Origin of the sequence: Ornithinimicrobium tianjinense (genome assembly GCF_014636495.1) — a bacterium.
In the GTDB taxonomy this organism is placed as follows: domain Bacteria; phylum Actinomycetota; class Actinomycetes; order Actinomycetales; family Dermatophilaceae; genus Ornithinicoccus; species Ornithinicoccus tianjinensis.
Genome location: NZ_BMEM01000001.1, coordinates 1,516,693 through 1,533,038 on the forward strand (window position 1 = coordinate 1,516,693; position 16,346 = coordinate 1,533,038).

Annotated in this window: 18 protein-coding genes and 1 tRNA gene; 6 read left to right on the forward strand and 13 right to left on the reverse strand. The window is 73.4% G+C overall.

Annotated elements, in window-relative coordinates; all coding sequences use genetic code 11:
- From IEV65_RS07135 to IEV65_RS07170, 8 genes are all read right to left on the reverse strand, one after another.
- Positions 1–855 carry an FAD binding domain-containing protein gene (locus tag IEV65_RS07135; protein WP_188429104.1) on the reverse strand — a complete coding sequence of 285 codons (855 nt, stop codon included), beginning with the start codon at positions 853–855 and terminating at the stop codon, positions 1–3.
- Positions 852–3,392 (reverse strand): xanthine dehydrogenase family protein molybdopterin-binding subunit, encoded by a 2,541-nt coding sequence (locus IEV65_RS07140; protein WP_188429106.1) that lies wholly within the window; start codon positions 3,390–3,392, stop codon positions 852–854. The genes IEV65_RS07135 and IEV65_RS07140 overlap by 4 nt, the downstream gene beginning before the upstream one ends.
- Positions 3,389–3,868: a (2Fe-2S)-binding protein gene (locus tag IEV65_RS07145; protein ID WP_188429108.1), complete on the reverse strand. Its 480-nt coding sequence runs from the start codon at positions 3,866–3,868 to the stop codon at positions 3,389–3,391. The genes IEV65_RS07140 and IEV65_RS07145 overlap by 4 nt, the downstream gene beginning before the upstream one ends.
- 107 nt (positions 3,869–3,975) lie before the next feature.
- Positions 3,976–5,109: an XdhC family protein gene (locus IEV65_RS07150; protein WP_188429110.1), complete on the reverse strand. Its 1,134-nt coding sequence runs from the start codon at positions 5,107–5,109 to the stop codon at positions 3,976–3,978.
- 24 nt (positions 5,110–5,133) lie between these two features.
- Positions 5,134–6,267, reverse strand: a complete 1,134-nt coding sequence (locus IEV65_RS07155) for a vWA domain-containing protein (protein ID WP_188429112.1) — start codon at positions 6,265–6,267, stop codon at positions 5,134–5,136.
- Positions 6,268–6,277: 10 nt separating this feature from the next.
- Positions 6,278–7,156: an AAA family ATPase gene (locus IEV65_RS07160; RefSeq protein WP_188429114.1), complete on the reverse strand. Its 879-nt coding sequence runs from the start codon at positions 7,154–7,156 to the stop codon at positions 6,278–6,280.
- 10 nt (positions 7,157–7,166) lie between these two features.
- Positions 7,167–7,775: a nucleotidyltransferase family protein gene (locus tag IEV65_RS07165; protein WP_188429116.1), complete on the reverse strand. Its 609-nt coding sequence runs from the start codon at positions 7,773–7,775 to the stop codon at positions 7,167–7,169.
- Between the two features lie 66 nt (positions 7,776–7,841).
- Positions 7,842–8,063 carry a hypothetical protein gene (locus IEV65_RS07170; RefSeq protein ID WP_188429118.1) on the reverse strand — a complete coding sequence of 74 codons (222 nt, stop codon included), beginning with the start codon at positions 8,061–8,063 and terminating at the stop codon, positions 7,842–7,844.
- A gap of 127 nt (positions 8,064–8,190) precedes the next feature.
- Here IEV65_RS07170 and IEV65_RS07175 point away from each other — a divergent pair, with 127 nt between their 5' ends.
- Positions 8,191–8,400, forward strand: a complete 210-nt coding sequence (locus IEV65_RS07175) for a DUF6767 domain-containing protein (RefSeq protein ID WP_188429120.1) — start codon at positions 8,191–8,193, stop codon at positions 8,398–8,400.
- Between the two features lie 78 nt (positions 8,401–8,478).
- Here IEV65_RS07175 and IEV65_RS07180 read toward each other — a convergent pair.
- Both IEV65_RS07180 and IEV65_RS07185 read right to left on the reverse strand, forming a co-directional pair.
- Positions 8,479–8,562 (reverse strand) — tRNA-Leu (locus IEV65_RS07180).
- 56 nt (positions 8,563–8,618) lie between these two features.
- On the reverse strand, positions 8,619–10,022 hold the full coding sequence (locus IEV65_RS07185; RefSeq protein ID WP_188429122.1) for a DNA polymerase IV: 1,404 nt from the start codon (positions 10,020–10,022) through the stop codon (positions 8,619–8,621).
- 90 nt (positions 10,023–10,112) lie between these two features.
- On the opposite strand from IEV65_RS07185, the gene IEV65_RS07190 reads away from it, so the two are divergent.
- The 3 genes from IEV65_RS07190 to IEV65_RS07200 are packed head-to-tail and all read left to right on the forward strand — an operon-like array spanning position 10,113 to position 12,011.
- Complete coding sequence (locus tag IEV65_RS07190) at positions 10,113–10,643, forward strand: YbhB/YbcL family Raf kinase inhibitor-like protein (protein WP_188429124.1); 531 nt, start codon at positions 10,113–10,115, stop codon at positions 10,641–10,643.
- The gene (locus tag IEV65_RS07195; protein ID WP_229734998.1) at positions 10,640–11,185 is read left to right on the forward strand and encodes a YbaK/EbsC family protein; all 546 of its coding nucleotides are present in this window, start codon (positions 10,640–10,642) and stop codon (positions 11,183–11,185) included. The genes IEV65_RS07190 and IEV65_RS07195 overlap by 4 nt, the downstream gene beginning before the upstream one ends.
- A 31-nt stretch (positions 11,186–11,216) precedes the next feature.
- A complete protein-coding gene (locus IEV65_RS07200; protein ID WP_188429126.1) occupies positions 11,217–12,011 on the forward strand; it encodes a maleylpyruvate isomerase family mycothiol-dependent enzyme in 795 nt (264 codons plus the stop codon).
- A 6-nt stretch (positions 12,012–12,017) separates the two neighbouring features.
- Here IEV65_RS07200 and IEV65_RS07205 read toward each other — a convergent pair whose 3' ends face one another.
- Genes IEV65_RS07205 through IEV65_RS07215 form a run of 3 tightly spaced genes read right to left on the reverse strand, consistent with a single transcriptional unit; the run spans position 12,018 to position 14,433 of the window.
- Positions 12,018–12,866, reverse strand: coding sequence for a TrmH family RNA methyltransferase (locus IEV65_RS07205; protein ID WP_188429128.1), 849 nt, complete (start codon positions 12,864–12,866; stop codon positions 12,018–12,020).
- Entirely contained in the window at positions 12,866–13,630 is a 765-nt protein-coding gene (locus IEV65_RS07210; RefSeq protein ID WP_188429130.1) for a sulfite exporter TauE/SafE family protein, read from the reverse strand. The genes IEV65_RS07205 and IEV65_RS07210 overlap by 1 nt, the downstream gene beginning before the upstream one ends.
- The gene (locus IEV65_RS07215) at positions 13,627–14,433 is read right to left on the reverse strand and encodes an ABC transporter ATP-binding protein (protein ID WP_188429132.1); all 807 of its coding nucleotides are present in this window, start codon (positions 14,431–14,433) and stop codon (positions 13,627–13,629) included. The genes IEV65_RS07210 and IEV65_RS07215 overlap by 4 nt, the downstream gene beginning before the upstream one ends.
- A gap of 44 nt (positions 14,434–14,477) precedes the next feature.
- Here IEV65_RS07215 and IEV65_RS07220 point away from each other — a divergent pair, with 44 nt between their 5' ends.
- On the forward strand, positions 14,478–15,245 hold the full coding sequence (locus tag IEV65_RS07220) for an Rv1486c family protein (protein ID WP_188429134.1): 768 nt from the start codon (positions 14,478–14,480) through the stop codon (positions 15,243–15,245).
- A gap of 106 nt (positions 15,246–15,351) precedes the next feature.
- Complete coding sequence (locus tag IEV65_RS07225) at positions 15,352–16,269, forward strand: hypothetical protein (RefSeq protein ID WP_188429136.1); 918 nt, start codon at positions 15,352–15,354, stop codon at positions 16,267–16,269.
- Positions 16,270–16,346 lie beyond the last annotated feature (77 nt).

Here is a 16,346-nt window from a genome sequence, read left to right on the forward strand (position 1 = left end):
TCAGGCCCCCGCCGCCGCGAGGACCGCCCGGCGCGTCAGCACGCCGGCGACGTGCCTGCGGTAGTCGGCCTGCCCGTTGAGGTCCGAGGGCGGGTCGGTGCCCTCCCCGACCTGCGCACAGATCGCCCCGATGGCCTCCTCGCTGGCGGGCTGCCCCACGAGCGCGGCCTCCACGGCCGGTGCGCGCAGCGGCGTCGAGCCCATGTTGGTCAGGCCGACCTTCGCCTCGGCGATGGTGCCGCCCTCGACCCGGACGGTGACGGCCACGCCGACGATCGCCCACTGGTGCGAGACGCGCACGAACTTCTCGTAGTGGCTGCCCCACCCGGTGTGCTTGGGGATGACCACCGCGGTGAGCAGCTCGCCCTCGCCGACCGCCGTCTCGAAGAGGTCGACGAAGAACTCCGACCCCGGGACGGTCCGCTCGCCCTCGCTGCCGCGGATCACCATCTGCGCGTCCAGGGCCAGGGCCGGCGCGCCCACGTCACCCGCCGGGTCGGCGTGCGCCAGGGCGCCGCAGACCGTGCCGCGGTGGCGGATCTGGGGGTCGGCGACCTCGGCGACAGCCTGGTGGAGCAGGGTCAGGTGCTCGCGCACCAGGTCGGAGTCCAGGACGTCCTGGTAGGTCGCTCCGGCCCCGATGCGGATCGCGTCGCCGTCGTCGGTGATCGACCGCAGCTCCTCGATCCGGGAGATGTCCACGACGACACCCGGTGCGTTGAGCCGCATCCGCAGGACGGGCAGCAGCGACTGGCCGCCGGCCATCACCTTGGCCTCGTCGCCGTGCTCGGCCAGCAGGGCGAGCGCCTCCTCGACGGTCGCCGGGGCGACGTAGTCGAACTGTGCCGGGATCATGCCTGTCCGCCTTCCTGGCCGGCGTCCGCCGGCTGGTCCTGGTTGGGTGCTCCCTCGTCGAAGTGCGGCTGGGCGTCGGGGAGGGTGGCACCGCCGCCGGAACCGCTGTCCTGGATCGTGCGCCACACCCGCTCGGGAGTGCACGGCATGGTCACGTCGTGGATCCCCAGGGGCCGGAGCGCGTCGACGATCGCGTTGACGACCGCCGGGGTCGAGGCGATGCAGCCCGCCTCACCCACGCCCTTGGCGCCGAGGTCGTTGCTCGTGGACGGGGAGACCGTCCGGTCGGTCACGAAGCTGATCGTGTCGGCCGTGGTGGGCAGGGTGTAGTCGACGAACGACCCCGAGACCAGGGTGCCCTGCTCGTCATACACGGCCTCCTCCCAGAGCGCCTGGGCGATCCCCTGGACCAGGCCGCCGTGCACCTGGCCCTCGACGATGAGCGGGTTGACCACGTTGCCGATGTCGTCGACCGCGACGTAGGAACGCATCCGCGACTCCCCCGTCTCGGTGTCGACCTCCATCGCGCACAGGTGGGTGCCGTGCGGGAAGGAGAAGTTGACCGGGTCGAAGGTCGCGTCGGCGTCCAGGCTCGGCTCCATGCCGTCCGGGAGGTCGTGGGCGGCGAAGGTCTTGAGCGCCAGCTCGGTGATGCTCACGCCCTCCTGCCCCTCGCCCGCGCCCTTGACGGTGAACGTGCCGGAGCTGAACTCGAGGTCGTCCATGTTGGCCTCGAGGACGTGGGCCGCCAGCGGCCTGGCCTTCTCGATGACCTTCTGCGCCGCCTTCACGACCGCCTGGCCACCGACGACGAGGGAGCGGGAGCCGTAGGTGTCCAGGCCCTTGTGGCTGATCTGGGTGTCGCCGTGGAGCACCTCGACGTCCTCGAAGGGCACGCCGAGCTGGTCGGCGACGATCTGGCTCCAGGCCGTCTCGTGGCCCTGGCCGTGCGCGGAGGACCCGGTGATCACCTCGACCTTGCCGCTGGGCAGCATCCGCACGGACGCGTGCTCCCAGCCACCGGCGCCGTAGGACAGCGACCCCAGCACCCGGCTGGGCGCCAGGCCGCACATCTCGGTGAAGGTGGAGACGCCCAGGCCCAGCTGGACCCGGTCGTTCGACTCCCGGCGACGGGCCTGCTCGGCCCGCAGCTCGTCATACCCGAACAGCTCCTTGGCGCGCGCGGTGGCGGCCTCGTAGTTGCCGGAGTCGTACTCGAGCCCGCACACGCTGGTGAACGGGAACTCCTCGTGCCTGATCCAGTTCTGCTCGCGCACCTCGAGCGGGTCGCGCCCGAGCTCGGCGGCGAGCTCGTCCATGAGGCGCTCGATCGCGAACGTGGCCTCGGGACGTCCGGCGCCGCGGTAGGCGTCGGTCCAGGTCTTGTTGGTGAACACGTTGGTGCACTCGAAGCGGTAGGCAGGGAACTTGTAGATCGCGTTGAACATGAACGCGCCCAGGATCGGCACGCCGGGAGTGACGAGGCCCAGGTAGGCGCCCATGTCGGCGAGCAGCTCGACCTTGAGGCCGGTCACCGTGCCGTCCTTGGTCGCCGCGAGCGTCAGCTTTTGCCACTGGTCGCGGCCGTGGTGGGCGGACAGGAGCGACTCGCTGCGGGTCTCGGTCCACTTGCAGGGCTTGCCGGTATGCCGTGCCGCCAGGAAGGTGATGACCTCCTCCGGGGTGACCTGCAGCTTGCCGCCGAAGCCGCCGCCCACGTCGGGCGCGATGACGCGCACCTTGGACTCGGGCACGTCCAGCGTCAGGGCCAGCATGAGGCGCAGGATGTGCGGGACCTGCGTGGCGGACCACATGGTGAACTGCTCGCCCGTGGGGTCGACCACCACCGAGCGCGGCTCCATGAAGGAGGGGATGAGCCGCTGCTGGCGGTACTCCCGCTCGATCAGCACGCCGTCCTCGCGGGCCTGGGCGATGGCCGCCTCGACGTCCTCGCCCGTGCCGGCCTCGGCGGAGTCGAAGACCCAGTGCGCGGACCTGTTGGTCCCCAGGTCTGGGTGGGCCAGCGTGGTGTCGGCGGCCGACTCCCGCAGGTCGAGCGCGGCCGGCAGCTCGTCGTAGTCGACGTCGACCAGCTCGGCGCCGTCCCGCGCGGCCGCGGCCGTGCGTGCGACGACCACGGCGACGACCTCGCCCGAGAAGGCGACGCGGTCGACGGCGATCGCCGGGTGCGGCGGGGCCTTCTGGTCCTCGGTGATGGGCCAGGCGCAGGGCAGCGAGCCCTGGCTGTCCTTGACGTCCTGACCGGTGAGCACCGCGACGACGCCCGGCGAGGACGTCGCCGCGGTGGTGTCCATCCCGGTGATGGTCGCGTGGGCGTAGGGGCTGCGGACCGTCGCGACGTGCAGCATGCCGGGCAGCTGCAGGTTGTCGGTCCAGCGCGTGCGCCCGGTGATCAGCCGCTGGTCCTCCTTGCGGCGTCGGGCCTTCCCGACCTCCGGTCCGCTGCTCTCGTCCGTGCGGTCGACGTCGGCGCGCTCCTCGACGACCTCGGCCACGCCCTCGGTGCTGATGCTCATGCGTGCTCACCCGCCCTCGCGCCCGCGGCCTGCAGGACGGCCTTGACGATGTTGTGGTAGCCCGTGCAGCGGCACAGGTTGCCCTCCATGCCGAGCCGCACGTCCTCCTCGGTGGGGTCGGGGTTCTCGGCGAGCAGGTCGGTGGCCTGCATGATCATGCCCGGGGTGCAGTAGCCGCACTGCAGGGCGTGGCAGTCCCGGAAGGCTTCCTGGACGGGCGTGAGAGCGCCGTCGGCGCCGGCGAGGCCCTCGATGGTGGTGACCTCGTGGCCGTCCGCCTGCACGGCGAGGACGTTGCAGGACTTCACGCTGCGCCCGTCCAGGTGCACGGTGCACGCTCCGCAGTTGCTCGTGTCGCACCCGACGACGGTGCCGGTCTTGCCCAGCTGCTCGCGCAGGTAGTGCACCAGGAGGGTGCGGGGCTCCACCTCGTCCTCGTAGGTCACGCCGTCGACCTTCACGCTGATCTTGCTCATGCAGGGGTCCTCCGTTCGGAGTGATGGACATCACTGTCACCGACATCCAACCCTGTGTCGTCGAGCCTGGCAAGGGGTCGCCGGACCCCTCCGACCTGGCGCCGTCCTCAGCCGTGTCGGTGGATCGCGCCCTCGGTCCGGCTCAGCGGCTCGCCCTGACCGCCCCAGCGGTCGGCGACGATCTCCGCGGCGATGCTCACCGCGGTCTCCTCGGGGGTCCGGGCGCCCAGGTCGAGACCGATCGGGCTGCGCAGCCGGGCCAGCTGCTGCTCCGTCAGCCCCTCCTCGCGCAGGCGCTGCAGACGGTCATCGTGGGTCCGTCGCGAGCCCATCGCGCCGACGTAGGCGAGCTCGGGTGCTCCCTCCCCCAGCAGCGAGACGAGCAGCGGCACGTCGAACTTCGGGTCGTGGGTCAGCACGCAGGCGACGGTCCGTCGGTCCAGGGCCCCTGCCTCCACCTGCTGGGCGACGTAGCGGTGCGGCCAGGTCACGACCACCTCGTCCGCGTCCGGGAAACGGCTGCGGGTGGCGAAGACGGGCCGGGCGTCGCACACCGTCACGTGATAACCGAGGAAGGAGCCGACGCGGGCCACCGCGGCCGCGAAGTCGATCGCCCCGAAGACGAGCATGCGGGGCCGTGGGGCATAGGAGGAGACGAAGACGCGCAGGCCCTCGCCGCGACGCTCGCCGTGGGGGCCGTACTCCAGGGTCGCGGTCGTGCCGTGGTCGAGCATGCCCCGGGCGTCGTCGAGCACCGCAGCGTCGATGCGCTCGCTGCCCAGGGACCCCGTCGTCGGCTGCCCCTCGGGACGCACCACCAGGTGCCGCCCGAGGTATGCCGCGTCCGGGTGCGCGACGACCGTCGCCACGGCGACGGGCCGGCCCGCGTCGATGTCCTCGGCCACCTCCCCGAGCTCGGGGAAGTCCGCGGGCGACACGCGCTCGACGAAGACGTCGAGGATGCCGCCGCAGGTCAGGCCCACGGCGTGGGCGTCGTCGTCGGACACGCCATACCGTTGCAGCACGGGCGAGCCGGACCCGACGACCTCCTGCCCCAGCTCGTAGACGGCACCCTCCACGCAGCCGCCGGACACCGAGCCGACGGCCTCACCTTCCGGGCCCACCAGCATCGAGGCCCCCGGCTGGCGCGGGGCGGACCTCCAGGTGCCGACGACCGTACCGAGCGCGACGGCCTCGCCCGCCCTCCACCAGTCCACGAGCTGACCCAGCACGTCACGCATGGCGCCAGCATCGCACGGGCCGTCTCAGGCGCGGGCCACGACGTCCAGGAGCTCCTCGAAGGTCGCCAGGGAGTGACCGGCCAGGAAGTCGTCGACGTGGGGCAGGCAGGCGACGATCCCGGCCTGGACCGGCAGGTAGCCGGCCTTTCCGCGGTGCGGGTTCACCCACACCACCCGGTGCGCGACCCGGTGCAGCCGCCGGACCTGCTCCCCCAGCAGCTCGGGACGGTCCCGCTCCCAGCCGTCGCTGAGGATGACGACGACGGCGCCCCGCGCCATACCGCGCCGGCCCCACCGGCGCAGGAAGACCTCCAGGGACTCCCCCAACCGGGTCCCGCCGGACCAGTCGGGCACCACCTCGCCCGCGGCGAGGAGGGCGCGGTCCGCGTCCCGCTCGCGGAGCGCGCGGGTGACGCGCGTGAGCCGCGTGCCGACCGTGAAGGCCTCCGTCGTGGCCGGGGCTGCCTGCACCATCCGGTGCGCGAGGCGCAGGAGCGCGTCGGCGTAGGCGCTCATGGACCCGCTCACGTCCACGAGGAGGACCACCCGACGGGGGCGGTCGTCCCTGCGGCGCAGCCGGATCCGCGTCGGCTCGCCGAGGTTGCGCAGCAGCTCCCGCACGGTGGCCCGCCCGTCGACGACACCGCGGTGGCTCGGGGCATGGCGGCGCGCCGAGCGGAGCGGGGACCGCGGTCGCAGGGTGGCGAACTGGCGTCTCAGGAGCACGCGGTCGGCAGGCGAGAGGCCGGCGACGTCCCGGTGGCGCAGCACCTCGACCGCGGAGGCGGCCGCCCGCACGCCCAACCGGTCCTCACTCTCGCCACCCTCCCCGCCGCCGTCCTGCTCGAGGGGAGCCTGGACGGTCGTCGGCCGTGGCACGTCCTGCGACGACACCGCGTGCATCGGACGGCCTCCGAACCAGCCCGCGAAGACGCGGTCGAAGGGTTCGACGTCGTCCGGCGAGGCGGTCAGGCTCGCCCGCCCCGCCCAGTAGACGTCGGCGCGGCGCCCGACCCCCAGCCGCGCGCAGGCGGTGAGGAAGGTGCGCTCGCGGTCGGACGTGACCGGCAGCCCCGCCGAGCGGCAGGCGCGCGCGAACCCGGCCAGGGTCTGAGCTGCGGACCACCCGGGCGGGGGGTCGGGGGGCGCCTGGCTCACGGCATACCCCTCAGCGGGTGAGCATGCGGTCCAGCGCGACCCGCACGCGCTCGGCGTCCTCGCGGTCCTTCACCGCCGCCCCCATGGTGGCTGCGGCGATCTCCGGGTCGAGCCGGCTCGCACCCAGGGCGTCCAGCGCGCGGGCCCAGTCGAGCGACTCGGCGACTCCGGGCGGCTTGACGAGGTCTTCCTCGGCGCGCAGCCGTTGGACGACGCCGACGACCTGCTCCGAGAGCGTCGCGTCCACCTCGGGCAGCCTCGTGCGCAGGATGGCCAGCTCGCGCTCGAGGCCGGGGTGCTCGATCCAGTGGTAGAGACAGCGGCGCTTCAGCGCGTCGTGGAGGTCACGGGTGCGGTTGGAGGTGAGGACGACGAAGGGCGGGGTCGCGGCCCGGACGGTACCCAGCTCGGGGATGGTCACCGACCAGGTCGACAGGACCTCCAGCAGGAACGCCTCGAACTCGTCGTCGGCCCGGTCCACCTCGTCGACCAGGAGGACGCACGGTGCCTCGCTCAGCGCCCGCAGGACCGGACGCGCGAGCAGGAAGCGCTCGTCGAAGAGGTCGTGCTCCACCTGGTCGACCTCACCCTGACGACCGAGCGCCTCGACGGTGCGCAGGTGCAGGATCTGTCTGGGGAAGTCCCAGTCGTAGAGCGCCTGGCTGGCCTCGATGCCCTCGTAGCACTGCAGCCGGATCAGGGGCACGCCGAGCAGCTCGGCCGTCGCCTCCGCCAGGGCTGTCTTGCCGGTGCCCGGCTCCCCCTCCAGGAGCAGCGGCCGCCCGAGGGCCTGCGCGAGCCAGGCGACCGTCGCCAGCCCCTCGTCGGCGAGGTAGCCGGTGGTGGCGAGCGCCTCGCTGAGGGAGCGCGGGCTGTCGAAGGCGTCCATGGCAGCGAGTCTAGGTCTGGGCCGGGGTCGCGCCGCCCGGGACGTCGACGTCGGCACCGGTGGCGAGATCGCCGCACTCCACCAGCTGCGGCCGGGCGCGGCGCAGGTAGGCGCGGGCCCCGCTGTCGCCGCGCGCCGTCCCCAGCACGCCCTCCCAGTGGTCCCGCCCGAGGAGGACGGGGTGCCCCGGGACCCCCTGGTATGCCGCTCGCGCCAGGGCGTCGGTCCCGTCACCGGCGGCGGCGAGGACGCGCGCCACCGCGTCGGCGCCCACGTCGGGCAGGTCGACCAGGTGGACGAGGGCCTGACGCGGGACGCTGCGCCCACGCGTGGCGAGCGCGGTGAGCCCGGCCCTCAGCGACTCACCCATGCCGCGCTCGTAGGTGCCGCACCGGGTCGAGGTCACGCGCGGGTCGGGTGAGGCCGCGAGCAGCGCCTCCACCTCCCGGGCCCCGGCCCCGGTGACGACGAGAACGTCTGCGCACCCGCCCTCGAGAAGGGTGTCGACCGAGCGCCTGACCCACGGGACGCCGTCGGCCTCGACGAGGGCCTTGGGGCCGCCGTAGCGGCGCCCCTGCCCGGCGGCGAGGAGCAGGCCGGTCGTCCGGTGAGGCGTCATGGGGTCAGTCTCCCCCGCACCCCCACCGAGCGCGTGGAGTGGTTGCTCCCAGCCCCACCGAACAGGTCACAGCGGGTTGCGCGGCCCCTCGTCGAGCTCGACCGGGCGTTCCTCATCAGGCAGCACCTGGTCGTCAACGACCTCGGGGTCGACCGGTCGCTCCTCGTCCGGGACGAGCCCACCCGCCTCCTCGGGCTCGAAGGTGTTGTCCTCCTCGCTCATCCCCAGTCCGACGCCGTCGTCGCTGAGCTCCTCGGCGCGTCGCTGTTCCTCGGGCTGCCCTGTCATGTCGGGTCTCCTCTCGGTCGGATCGCTCAGACGTCCAGTCTGGCCAGCGCTCCCGGGGCCGTCCATCGGAAGCGGCGCCCCTGGTCGTCCCGGGCATGAATCGTGAGGCGCGCGCGTTTGTCCGTGCGTGCCTACTACCGCGCGTCGTCGACCGGTCCCTCAATGCCCCATCCGGATCGGTGAACCGTGCACGCTGTGCGTGCCCGGTGCCAGCGGCCCTCAGGACTGCGGGCTGGTCTACCTCGTGCAGGACGACCCCGAGATGGCGGCCGAGCTGGCCAGGCGTCGCTCCGCCCACGCCGACCGGCGGGCCGCCTTGCGACCGTCGACCGCCTAGGAGGGGCATGCCCTGTGCCACACGACGAAGGCCCCGAGCGGATGCTCGGGGCCTTCGTCGGTCCTGATGGACCCAGCGTGTCCGGAGGGGGACTTGAACCCCCACGCCCGTTAAGGGCACTAGCACCTCAAGCTAGCGCGTCTGCCATTCCGCCACCCGGACAGGTGGTGCCACCCGCACTCGTGGGGAGCGGGCAACGAGGGAAAACTTTACCACGCTCACAGAGGTGTCAAACGCCAGTCGGGTGGCGTGGCCGGCGACAGCTGCGGGTCGTCCACGCGGAACGTCCTGATCGGGCCGGGCGGCGTCAGGGGCCCTTCGAAGCGCACTGTCACCCGACCCAGACCGCTCCCCCACACCCAACCGGCACCGTGCTCCTCGTGCGTGACGTCCTGGCCGGTGCGCCAGCCGCGCCCACGCCGCGCGAGCAGGGGCTCGCCGTCGCCGACCGCGCCGGCTCCGGGCACCTGAGGCTCGGGCACCACGGCGCCCCCGACGTCCGGGATCTCGACCACGTCCGTCCGCTCGTCGACGTCGAGGCCGAGCTCGTCCTGAGCGTGAGTGGTCAGGCCCGACACGCCCAGGCCGAGCAGCCGGAGCCCGCCGGAGACGTCGATGCTGCCCAGCAGCCGTCGACCCTCACGCAGCACGACAGACAGGTCCCCGGTCGCGTACGGCAGCGACGACGACCGGGTCACCGTGCTGAAGTCGTGGAAACGCGCCTTGACCGTGATGGTGCGGGCGAACGTCGCGCTCGCACCCATCCGCGTGGCCAGCTGCGCGGCCATCCGGGCGAGCTCCACCTCGAGCACGGCGCGGTCCGGGATGTCGGACTCGAAGGTCTCCTCCACCGACACGCTCTTCGTCTCACGCTCGGCCACGACGGCCCGGTCGTCGTCAGCCCGCGCCAGCCGGTGGAGCCCGGCCCCGTGAGCCGAGCCGAAGATCGCAACCAGGTCCGCCTCGGAGACCCTCGCCAGGTCGCCCACGGTCTCCACCCCGAAGGTCCGCAGGCGGGCCGCGGTCGCCGGCCCGACGCCCGCGACCGCACGCACGCTCATCGGGTGCAGCACCTCCAGCTCGGTCCCCGGGCGCAGGATCGTGATGCCGGCGGGCTTGTGCATCTCGCTGGCCAGCTTGGCCATCATCTTGGAGGTCGCGACCCCGACCGACGCTGTCAGGCCACCCGTCGCCTCCGCGATCTCGGCGAGCAGCCCAGCGCACCACTCCTCCAGCGCTGCCTCCTCCCACCCGGGCGCGCCCGCCGCGGCCGTGAGATCGACATACGCCTCGTCCACGGACACCTGTTCCACGAGGGCCGAGCGCGCACGCAGGATGTCCATGACGATGCGCGAGCTGACGCGGTAGGCCTCGAAGCGGCTGGAGAGAAAGGCGGTCCCCGACGGCGCGCGACGTCGGGCCTCGGCCGTCGGCATCGCCGAGTGCACGCCGTAGACCCTGGCCTCGTAGGAGGCGGTCGACACCACACCACGGCCTCCGGTGCCGCCGACCACGACCGGTCGGCCGCGGAGCGAGGGTTTGTCCCGCTGCTCCACCGCGGCGAAGAAGGCGTCCAGGTCCAGGTGCAGGATGCGGCGCCTGGGGTCGGACGCGGACGGCATACCGCCCACTCTCCCACGGCCCACGGACAGTCCCCGCGCCAGCGTCACGCCACCTGGCCAGGCTCGGAACCCCTCGTTAGGGTCGGGACCATGAACCTTCAGCGCACCCCGGCCCCGCACCCGATCGACCACCTCCCCGCGGCTCCCGCCGAGCTGACGGTGACCAGCGACGACTTCACCGACGGCGGCCCCCTGCCCCGGAGCGCAGGCTTCGGCTTCGGCAACACCTCGCCGCAGCTGTCCTGGAGCGGCGCGCCCGAGGGCACTCGGTCCTACCTGCTCGTCTGCCACGACCCGGACGCGCCGGTGATCGGCGGCTTCACGCACTGGGCGGTGCTCGGCATCCCCGCCGGGACCACGTCCCTGGCCGCCGACGCGGGCGCCTTCGGCACCAACCTCGGTGAGGGCACGACCACGCTGACCAACGACTACGGCACCCGCGACTTCGGCGGCGCCGCCCCACCGGAGGGCGACGGGCCGCACCGCTACGTCTTCACCGTCTGGGCGCTCGACACCGACAACACCGGCCTGGACGCCAGCACCTCGGTGGCCAAGGCGCAGTTCGCCACGCTCGGCAACGTGCTCGCCCGCGGCACCCTCACCGGCACCTACGAGCTGTGAGGCTCGACTGGGTCCCCGCGCTCTCGCGCCCGGACCTCCTCGCCGCACCCGTCCGCGCCGCCCTGGAGGGTATGCAGAGCGCCGGCTCTCCCCTCGTCCCGGCGCTCGAGGTGGTCGAGATCGACCCCGCCCTGGCCGACACCGCCGCGCTGGTCGAAGCCAGCGGGATGGACATGGAGGACATGGCCAACTGCATCGTGATCTCGGGTGCCCGGGCGGGTGAGGAACGCGTCTGCGCAGCCCTGGTCCTCGGCACCACCCGGGCGGACGTCAACCGGACGGTGCGCAAGCGCCTCGACGTGCGCAAGTGCTCCTTCATGCCCATGGACGAGGCCGTGGAGCGCACCGCGATGGAGTACGGCGGCATCACCCCGCTCGGACTCCCGGCCGACTGGCCGGTCCTGGTCGACGCCGCCGTGCTGGGGCGTGGCGTCATCGTCATGGGGTCGGGCGTGCGCCGCTCCAAGCTCCGGCTCCCCGGCGCCCTCGCCGCCGAGCTGCCCGGCGCCGAGGAACTGGAGGGCCTGGGCCTGCCCGCCTGACGGGGCCGCCGACGCGGCGTAGGTTGTGGGCATGGACCGCATCGCCGTGATCCGCCGTGAGTCCGACCGGCTGGCGGAGGTGCTCGCCGGCGTCGATCCCGCCGCGGCCGTGCCGACGTGCCCCGGCTGGGACGCCTCCGACCTCCTCTGGCACTTCACCGGCGTGCACCTGTTCTGGGCCGGGGTCCTGGGCAGCGGGGCGCGCACCGAGGAGGAGGTCGGGGTGGTGGACGCCTCGACCCCGGACCGCCCGGCGGACCTGGCCGGGCTCCTGGGCCTGCGCGAGCGGGCCACCCTGGAGCTGCTGGCCCAGCTGGAGTCCCTCGGCGACGACGAGCCGCGATGGACCTGGTGGGACGAGGAACAGACGGTCGGGTTCACCCGGCGGATGCAGACCTACGAGGCGACGATGCACCGCGTGGACGCCGAGCGCACCGCCGGGGCGGAACTGTCCCCCATCCCGCCCGACGTCGCCGCCGGGGCCGTGGACCACTGCGTGGACGTCATGTGGGCCGGTGTGCCGGAGTGGGCCCACGACCGGGCGCTCGCGCACGTGGAGATCGTGGCGTCCGAAACCGGTGACCGCTGGCTCGTGGAGGTGGGGAGGTGGAGCGGGACGGGCCCGGAGTCCGGCCGCACCTTCGACGAGCCGCGGGCCCGTCGGCTCTCCGGGGAGATCGAGCCCGGTATGCCGCGCGCCACGGTGACCGGCACCGTGCAGGACCTGGCGCTGTGGGCCTGGGGACGCGGTGACGCGGTCACGGTCCAGGGGCCTGAGGCCGCGGTCCGGGCGGTCACCGATCTGGCGGAGCGAGGGATCAACTAGGCGCCGTCAGGCGCGCGGACGGACTGCCCAGAAGGCGACCGCCGACGCCGCGGCGACGTTGAGCGAGTCGACCTGCCCGCCCATCGGGATCTTCACGACCAGGTCGGCCGCCTCGACCGTGCGCGAGGAGAGCCCGTCGCCCTCGGTGCCCAGCACGAGCGCCAGCCGCTCCGGCGGCGCGACCTCGAGGTCGTCCAGGCTCACCGCGTCGTCGGACAGCGCGAGCGCCGCGACGGTGAAGCCGAGCTCCTGCAGCATCCCGACGCCGTCCGGCCACGGGTCGATCCGCGTCCAGGGCACCTGGAACACGGTGCCCATCGACACCCTGACGCTGCGGCGGTAGAGCGGGTCGGCGCACCGCGGAGTCACGAGGACGGCGTCCACGCCCAGGGCCGCGGCGGACCGGAAGACGGCCCCCACGTTGGTGTGGTCGACGATGTCCTCGAGCACCGCGACCCGACGCGCGGTCGCCACGACCTCCTCGATCGAGGGCAGCTCCGGCCGGTGCATCGCGGCGAGCACACCGCGGTGCAGGTGGAATCCGGTCAGCTCCTCGGCGACCGCCGGCGCCGCCACGTAGACCGGGGCACCCTGGGCCCGGGCGGTGGCGATGAGGTCGGGCCACTCCTCCACCCACCGCGGTGTCATGAGCAGCGAGCGCAGCCGGTGACCGGCTGCCAGCGCTCGACGGATGACCTTCTCCGACTCGGCCATGTAGAGCCCGCGCTCCGGCTCGACCACGCGGCGCAGGGCCACGTCCGTCAGCGAGAAGTAGTCGCGCAGCTCCTCCGCCTGGGCGTCCTGCACCCAGGTGCAGCCGGTGGGGAGAGCCGGCACCTCGCCATACCCCGCCATCAGGTGGCGAGCAGGTAGATCACGGCCACGACGCCGATGACGACGATGACCGCGCGGAGCAGCCAGGGCGGCATCGCGCGGCCGACCCGGGCGCCCACGGCCCCGCCGAGCAGAGCCCCGACGCCGATGATGAGGACGATCGTCCAGTTGACCTGGGCGGGGTCGACGACGAGGAAGACCAGGGCGGCGACGAGGTTGACGACCATGCCCAAGACGTTCTTGATGCCGTTGAGCTCCTGGATCCCCAGCGGTAGCAGGACGCTGAGCAGTCCGATGAGCAGCACCCCCTGGGCCGCGCCGAAGTAGCCGCCGTACATGCCGGCGACGACGATCCCGAGCACGAGGGCGACCCACCGGCCGGGTGTGATCGACGAGGCGTGGTGGGCGCCCGCCCAGCGCTGGAGGCGCGGCCCGAGGAGCACGAGGGCCAGGGCGAGGACGATGAGGACCGGGACGATCGCCTCGAACGCAGCCGGCGGCAGCCAGAGCAGGAGCAGGGCACCGCCGACCGCTCCCACCAGGCTGGCGGGGGCGAGCCGCGCCAGCACCCCGCCGAGGGACCGCAGCTCGCGGCGGTAGCCCCAGGCGCCCGAGACGCCGCCGGGGACCAGGCCGAGGCTGTTGGAGATGTTCGCCGACACGGGCGGGTAGCCGAAGAAGAGCAGCGTCGGGAAGGTGACCAGCGTCCCCGACCCGACGATCGTGTTGATCATGCCCGCCCAGAAGCCGGCCAGCGCGATCGCGCCGATCTCCCAGGGACTCACGAGGCGGTGTCCGCGGTGACCGCTGCGGCCCGTGCGGCCCAGCGGTCGCCGTGCCGGTCCACCACCAGGGGCAGGTCGAAGGTGCGGCTGAGGTTGTCGGCGGTGAGAGTGAGCTCGATGGGACCGGCCGCGACCACCTCGCCCCCGCGCAGCATGAGGATGTCGGTGAACCCGGGCGGGATCTCCTCGACGTGGTGGGTGACCAGCACCATGGCCGGCGCCTCGATGTCCTGCGCCAGCAGGCTCAGCCGGCCCACCAGGTCCTCGCGGCCGCGCAGGTCGAGGCCCGCGGCCGGCTCGTCGAGCAGCATGAGCTCAGGGTCGGTCATCAGGGCACGGGCGATCTGGACGCGCTTGCGCTCCCCCTCCGACAGGGTCCCGAACCGCCGCTGCGCCAGGTGCTCGACACCCAGCGCCTCCAGGAGGTCGGCCGCGCGCCGCTCGTCGGACTCGTCGTACTCCTCGCGCCAGCGGCCCAGCACGCCGTAGGCGGCGGTGACGACCACGTCGCTGACCCGCTCCTCGTCCGGGATGCGGTCCGCCACGGCCGCGCTCGAGACACCGATGCGGGGGCGCAGCTCGAAGACGTCCACCGCACCGAGCACCTCGCCCAGCACGCCGGCGACGCCGGTCGTGGGATGCATCCGCGCCGCGGCCAGCTGCAGCAGCGTGGTCTTGCCGGCGCCGTTGGGGCCGATGACCACCCAGCGCTCCCCCTCCTCGACCGACCAGGTGATGTCGCGCAGCAGGTCGGAGGCCCCGCGGCGGACTCCGACCCCGGCGAATTCGAGGACGTCACTCATGATGGGTCACTCTAGCCAGGGGTCGTCGTCCTACCATCCAGGACATGCCCGACCACGAGCTGCCCGCCAGCGTCCGCGTCGCCCTGTGGGGCACGGCGGTCCTCCGCGGTCGCCTCCAGCCGGAGGAGCTGCCCGCCCGGGCCCTTCCCGACATCGACGAGTGCAGCGGTCTCGTCGAGCAGGTCCGCCTGTGGGCCCAGCTGGGTGAGAGGGCCCTCCTCGTGGCCCTCCCCCGTCCCGGGGACGTCCAGGGTATGCCGCACAGCTCCCCTGACCTCGTCGCCGCCGCGACCGCCGCCGAGGAGTGCGTCTTCGTGCCGGGCGTCGGCGGTGCGCTCGTCCCCGAGATCGCTGCCTACGGCCCCGAGGGCGACCAGGGCTGGGCGGTGACGTGGACGGCATACGTGGCCGACCCCTTCCCCGTCCACCGCGTCGAGGCGCTGGACCTGGGCGCGACCGAGCTCATGCTGCGGACCGGTCTGGCCGAGCTCACCGACGAGCTGGCCTCCGCTGGTGCTCCGCCGTTCGGCGAGGCGGCCGAGCGGGGCGCCTCCCGGGCACGAGCGGCTCGCGACCGCGGCGCGGCGTGGGGCCTCCCGGACGGGCTGCCGCCCCGCGCCGTGCGGGTCGTGTCGCTGGCGGGCACCGCGCTGTTCCTCGCCGATGCGGGCCTGGCGACCGTGCCCTCCTCGCTCGACGCGAGCACTGCGAGCCGCCGCTCCCTCCTGCTCCGTCAGCTGCAGACCCAGGCCGCCCGCGCGCTCGCCGACGCCACCAACGCTGCCGCCGTGCACCTGGCCTTCCGCTCCTGACCTCCCAGCCCGGCGTGTCGTCCACAGCCTCGTCATCGGTCCCCCGTCATCCACAGGGGCGACGGCTCGGGCAGCGCGACCGTGCCTTCCCCACCACGCTGGCCGCATGTCTGAGCAACGACTCTTCCCCGCGATCGCCGGCCAGCACGACCTGGCCACCTCGTTCCAGCTGCGGGAGGCTGGCTGGTCTGCCGACGCGATACGGCACGCCCGGGACAGGACGATCCAGGAGGTCGTGCCCCGGGTGTTCGCCTCCCACCGTGGACCGCTGACCGTCGAGCAACGGCTGGTGGGCGCTCACCTGTGGGCGGGCGAGGCCGCCGTCCTGACCGGTCGGGTCGCCCTGGACCGGCACGGCCTGACGGTCCCCTCGCTCGGGACGTGCGTCTTCCTCGTCCCTTCCACCCGTCGCGCCCGCGCGACGGCCGGCGTCCGCACGGTCCGGACCACACGCCCCATCCAGGTCGCGGCGCACAAGGACGACGTCCCCGTGACCAGCGTGGCCCGCGCGCTCTGCGACGCCGCCGCGCTGCAGGAACTGACGGGCACCGAGCTGCGGGCGACCGCCCTGTCCGCGCTCCAGCGCCGGCTCACCCATCCCGATCGCATCGAGGATGAGCTGCGCATGCGTCCGGCCACCAACCTCGGCCCGGTCCGGTCGGCGGTCGCCGAGTTCGCGGACGGCGTGTGGAGCGTGCCCGAGGGCAGTCTGGCCACCCTGGTCCGCTCGGACCCGACGCTGCCCCGCTACGTGCTCAACCCTCGCCTGCACGCCGCAGACGGGACGTTGATCGGTTGCCCCGACGGCTACTTCCCGACCGCGGGAGTGGTCCAAGGAGTTCCACAGCGGCGTGGACGAGCAGGGGGAAAGACCGCTGGAGCGCCACCGTGGAGAAGGACGCACGGTATGTCGAGCACGGCCTCGTGGTCGTCCCCGTCACCCCGACCAGCATCGCCAAGCGACCGGCGCAGGTGCTCGCCCGCATCAGGGGCGTCGTCGACGCCAACGATGGGCGCGACCTGAGCCACGTCTAGATGTCCGAAGGGCCGAGCGCCCCGTTGCCCTTCGCTTGCGCCCACACGGAGGCCGGGGGTGAGCCG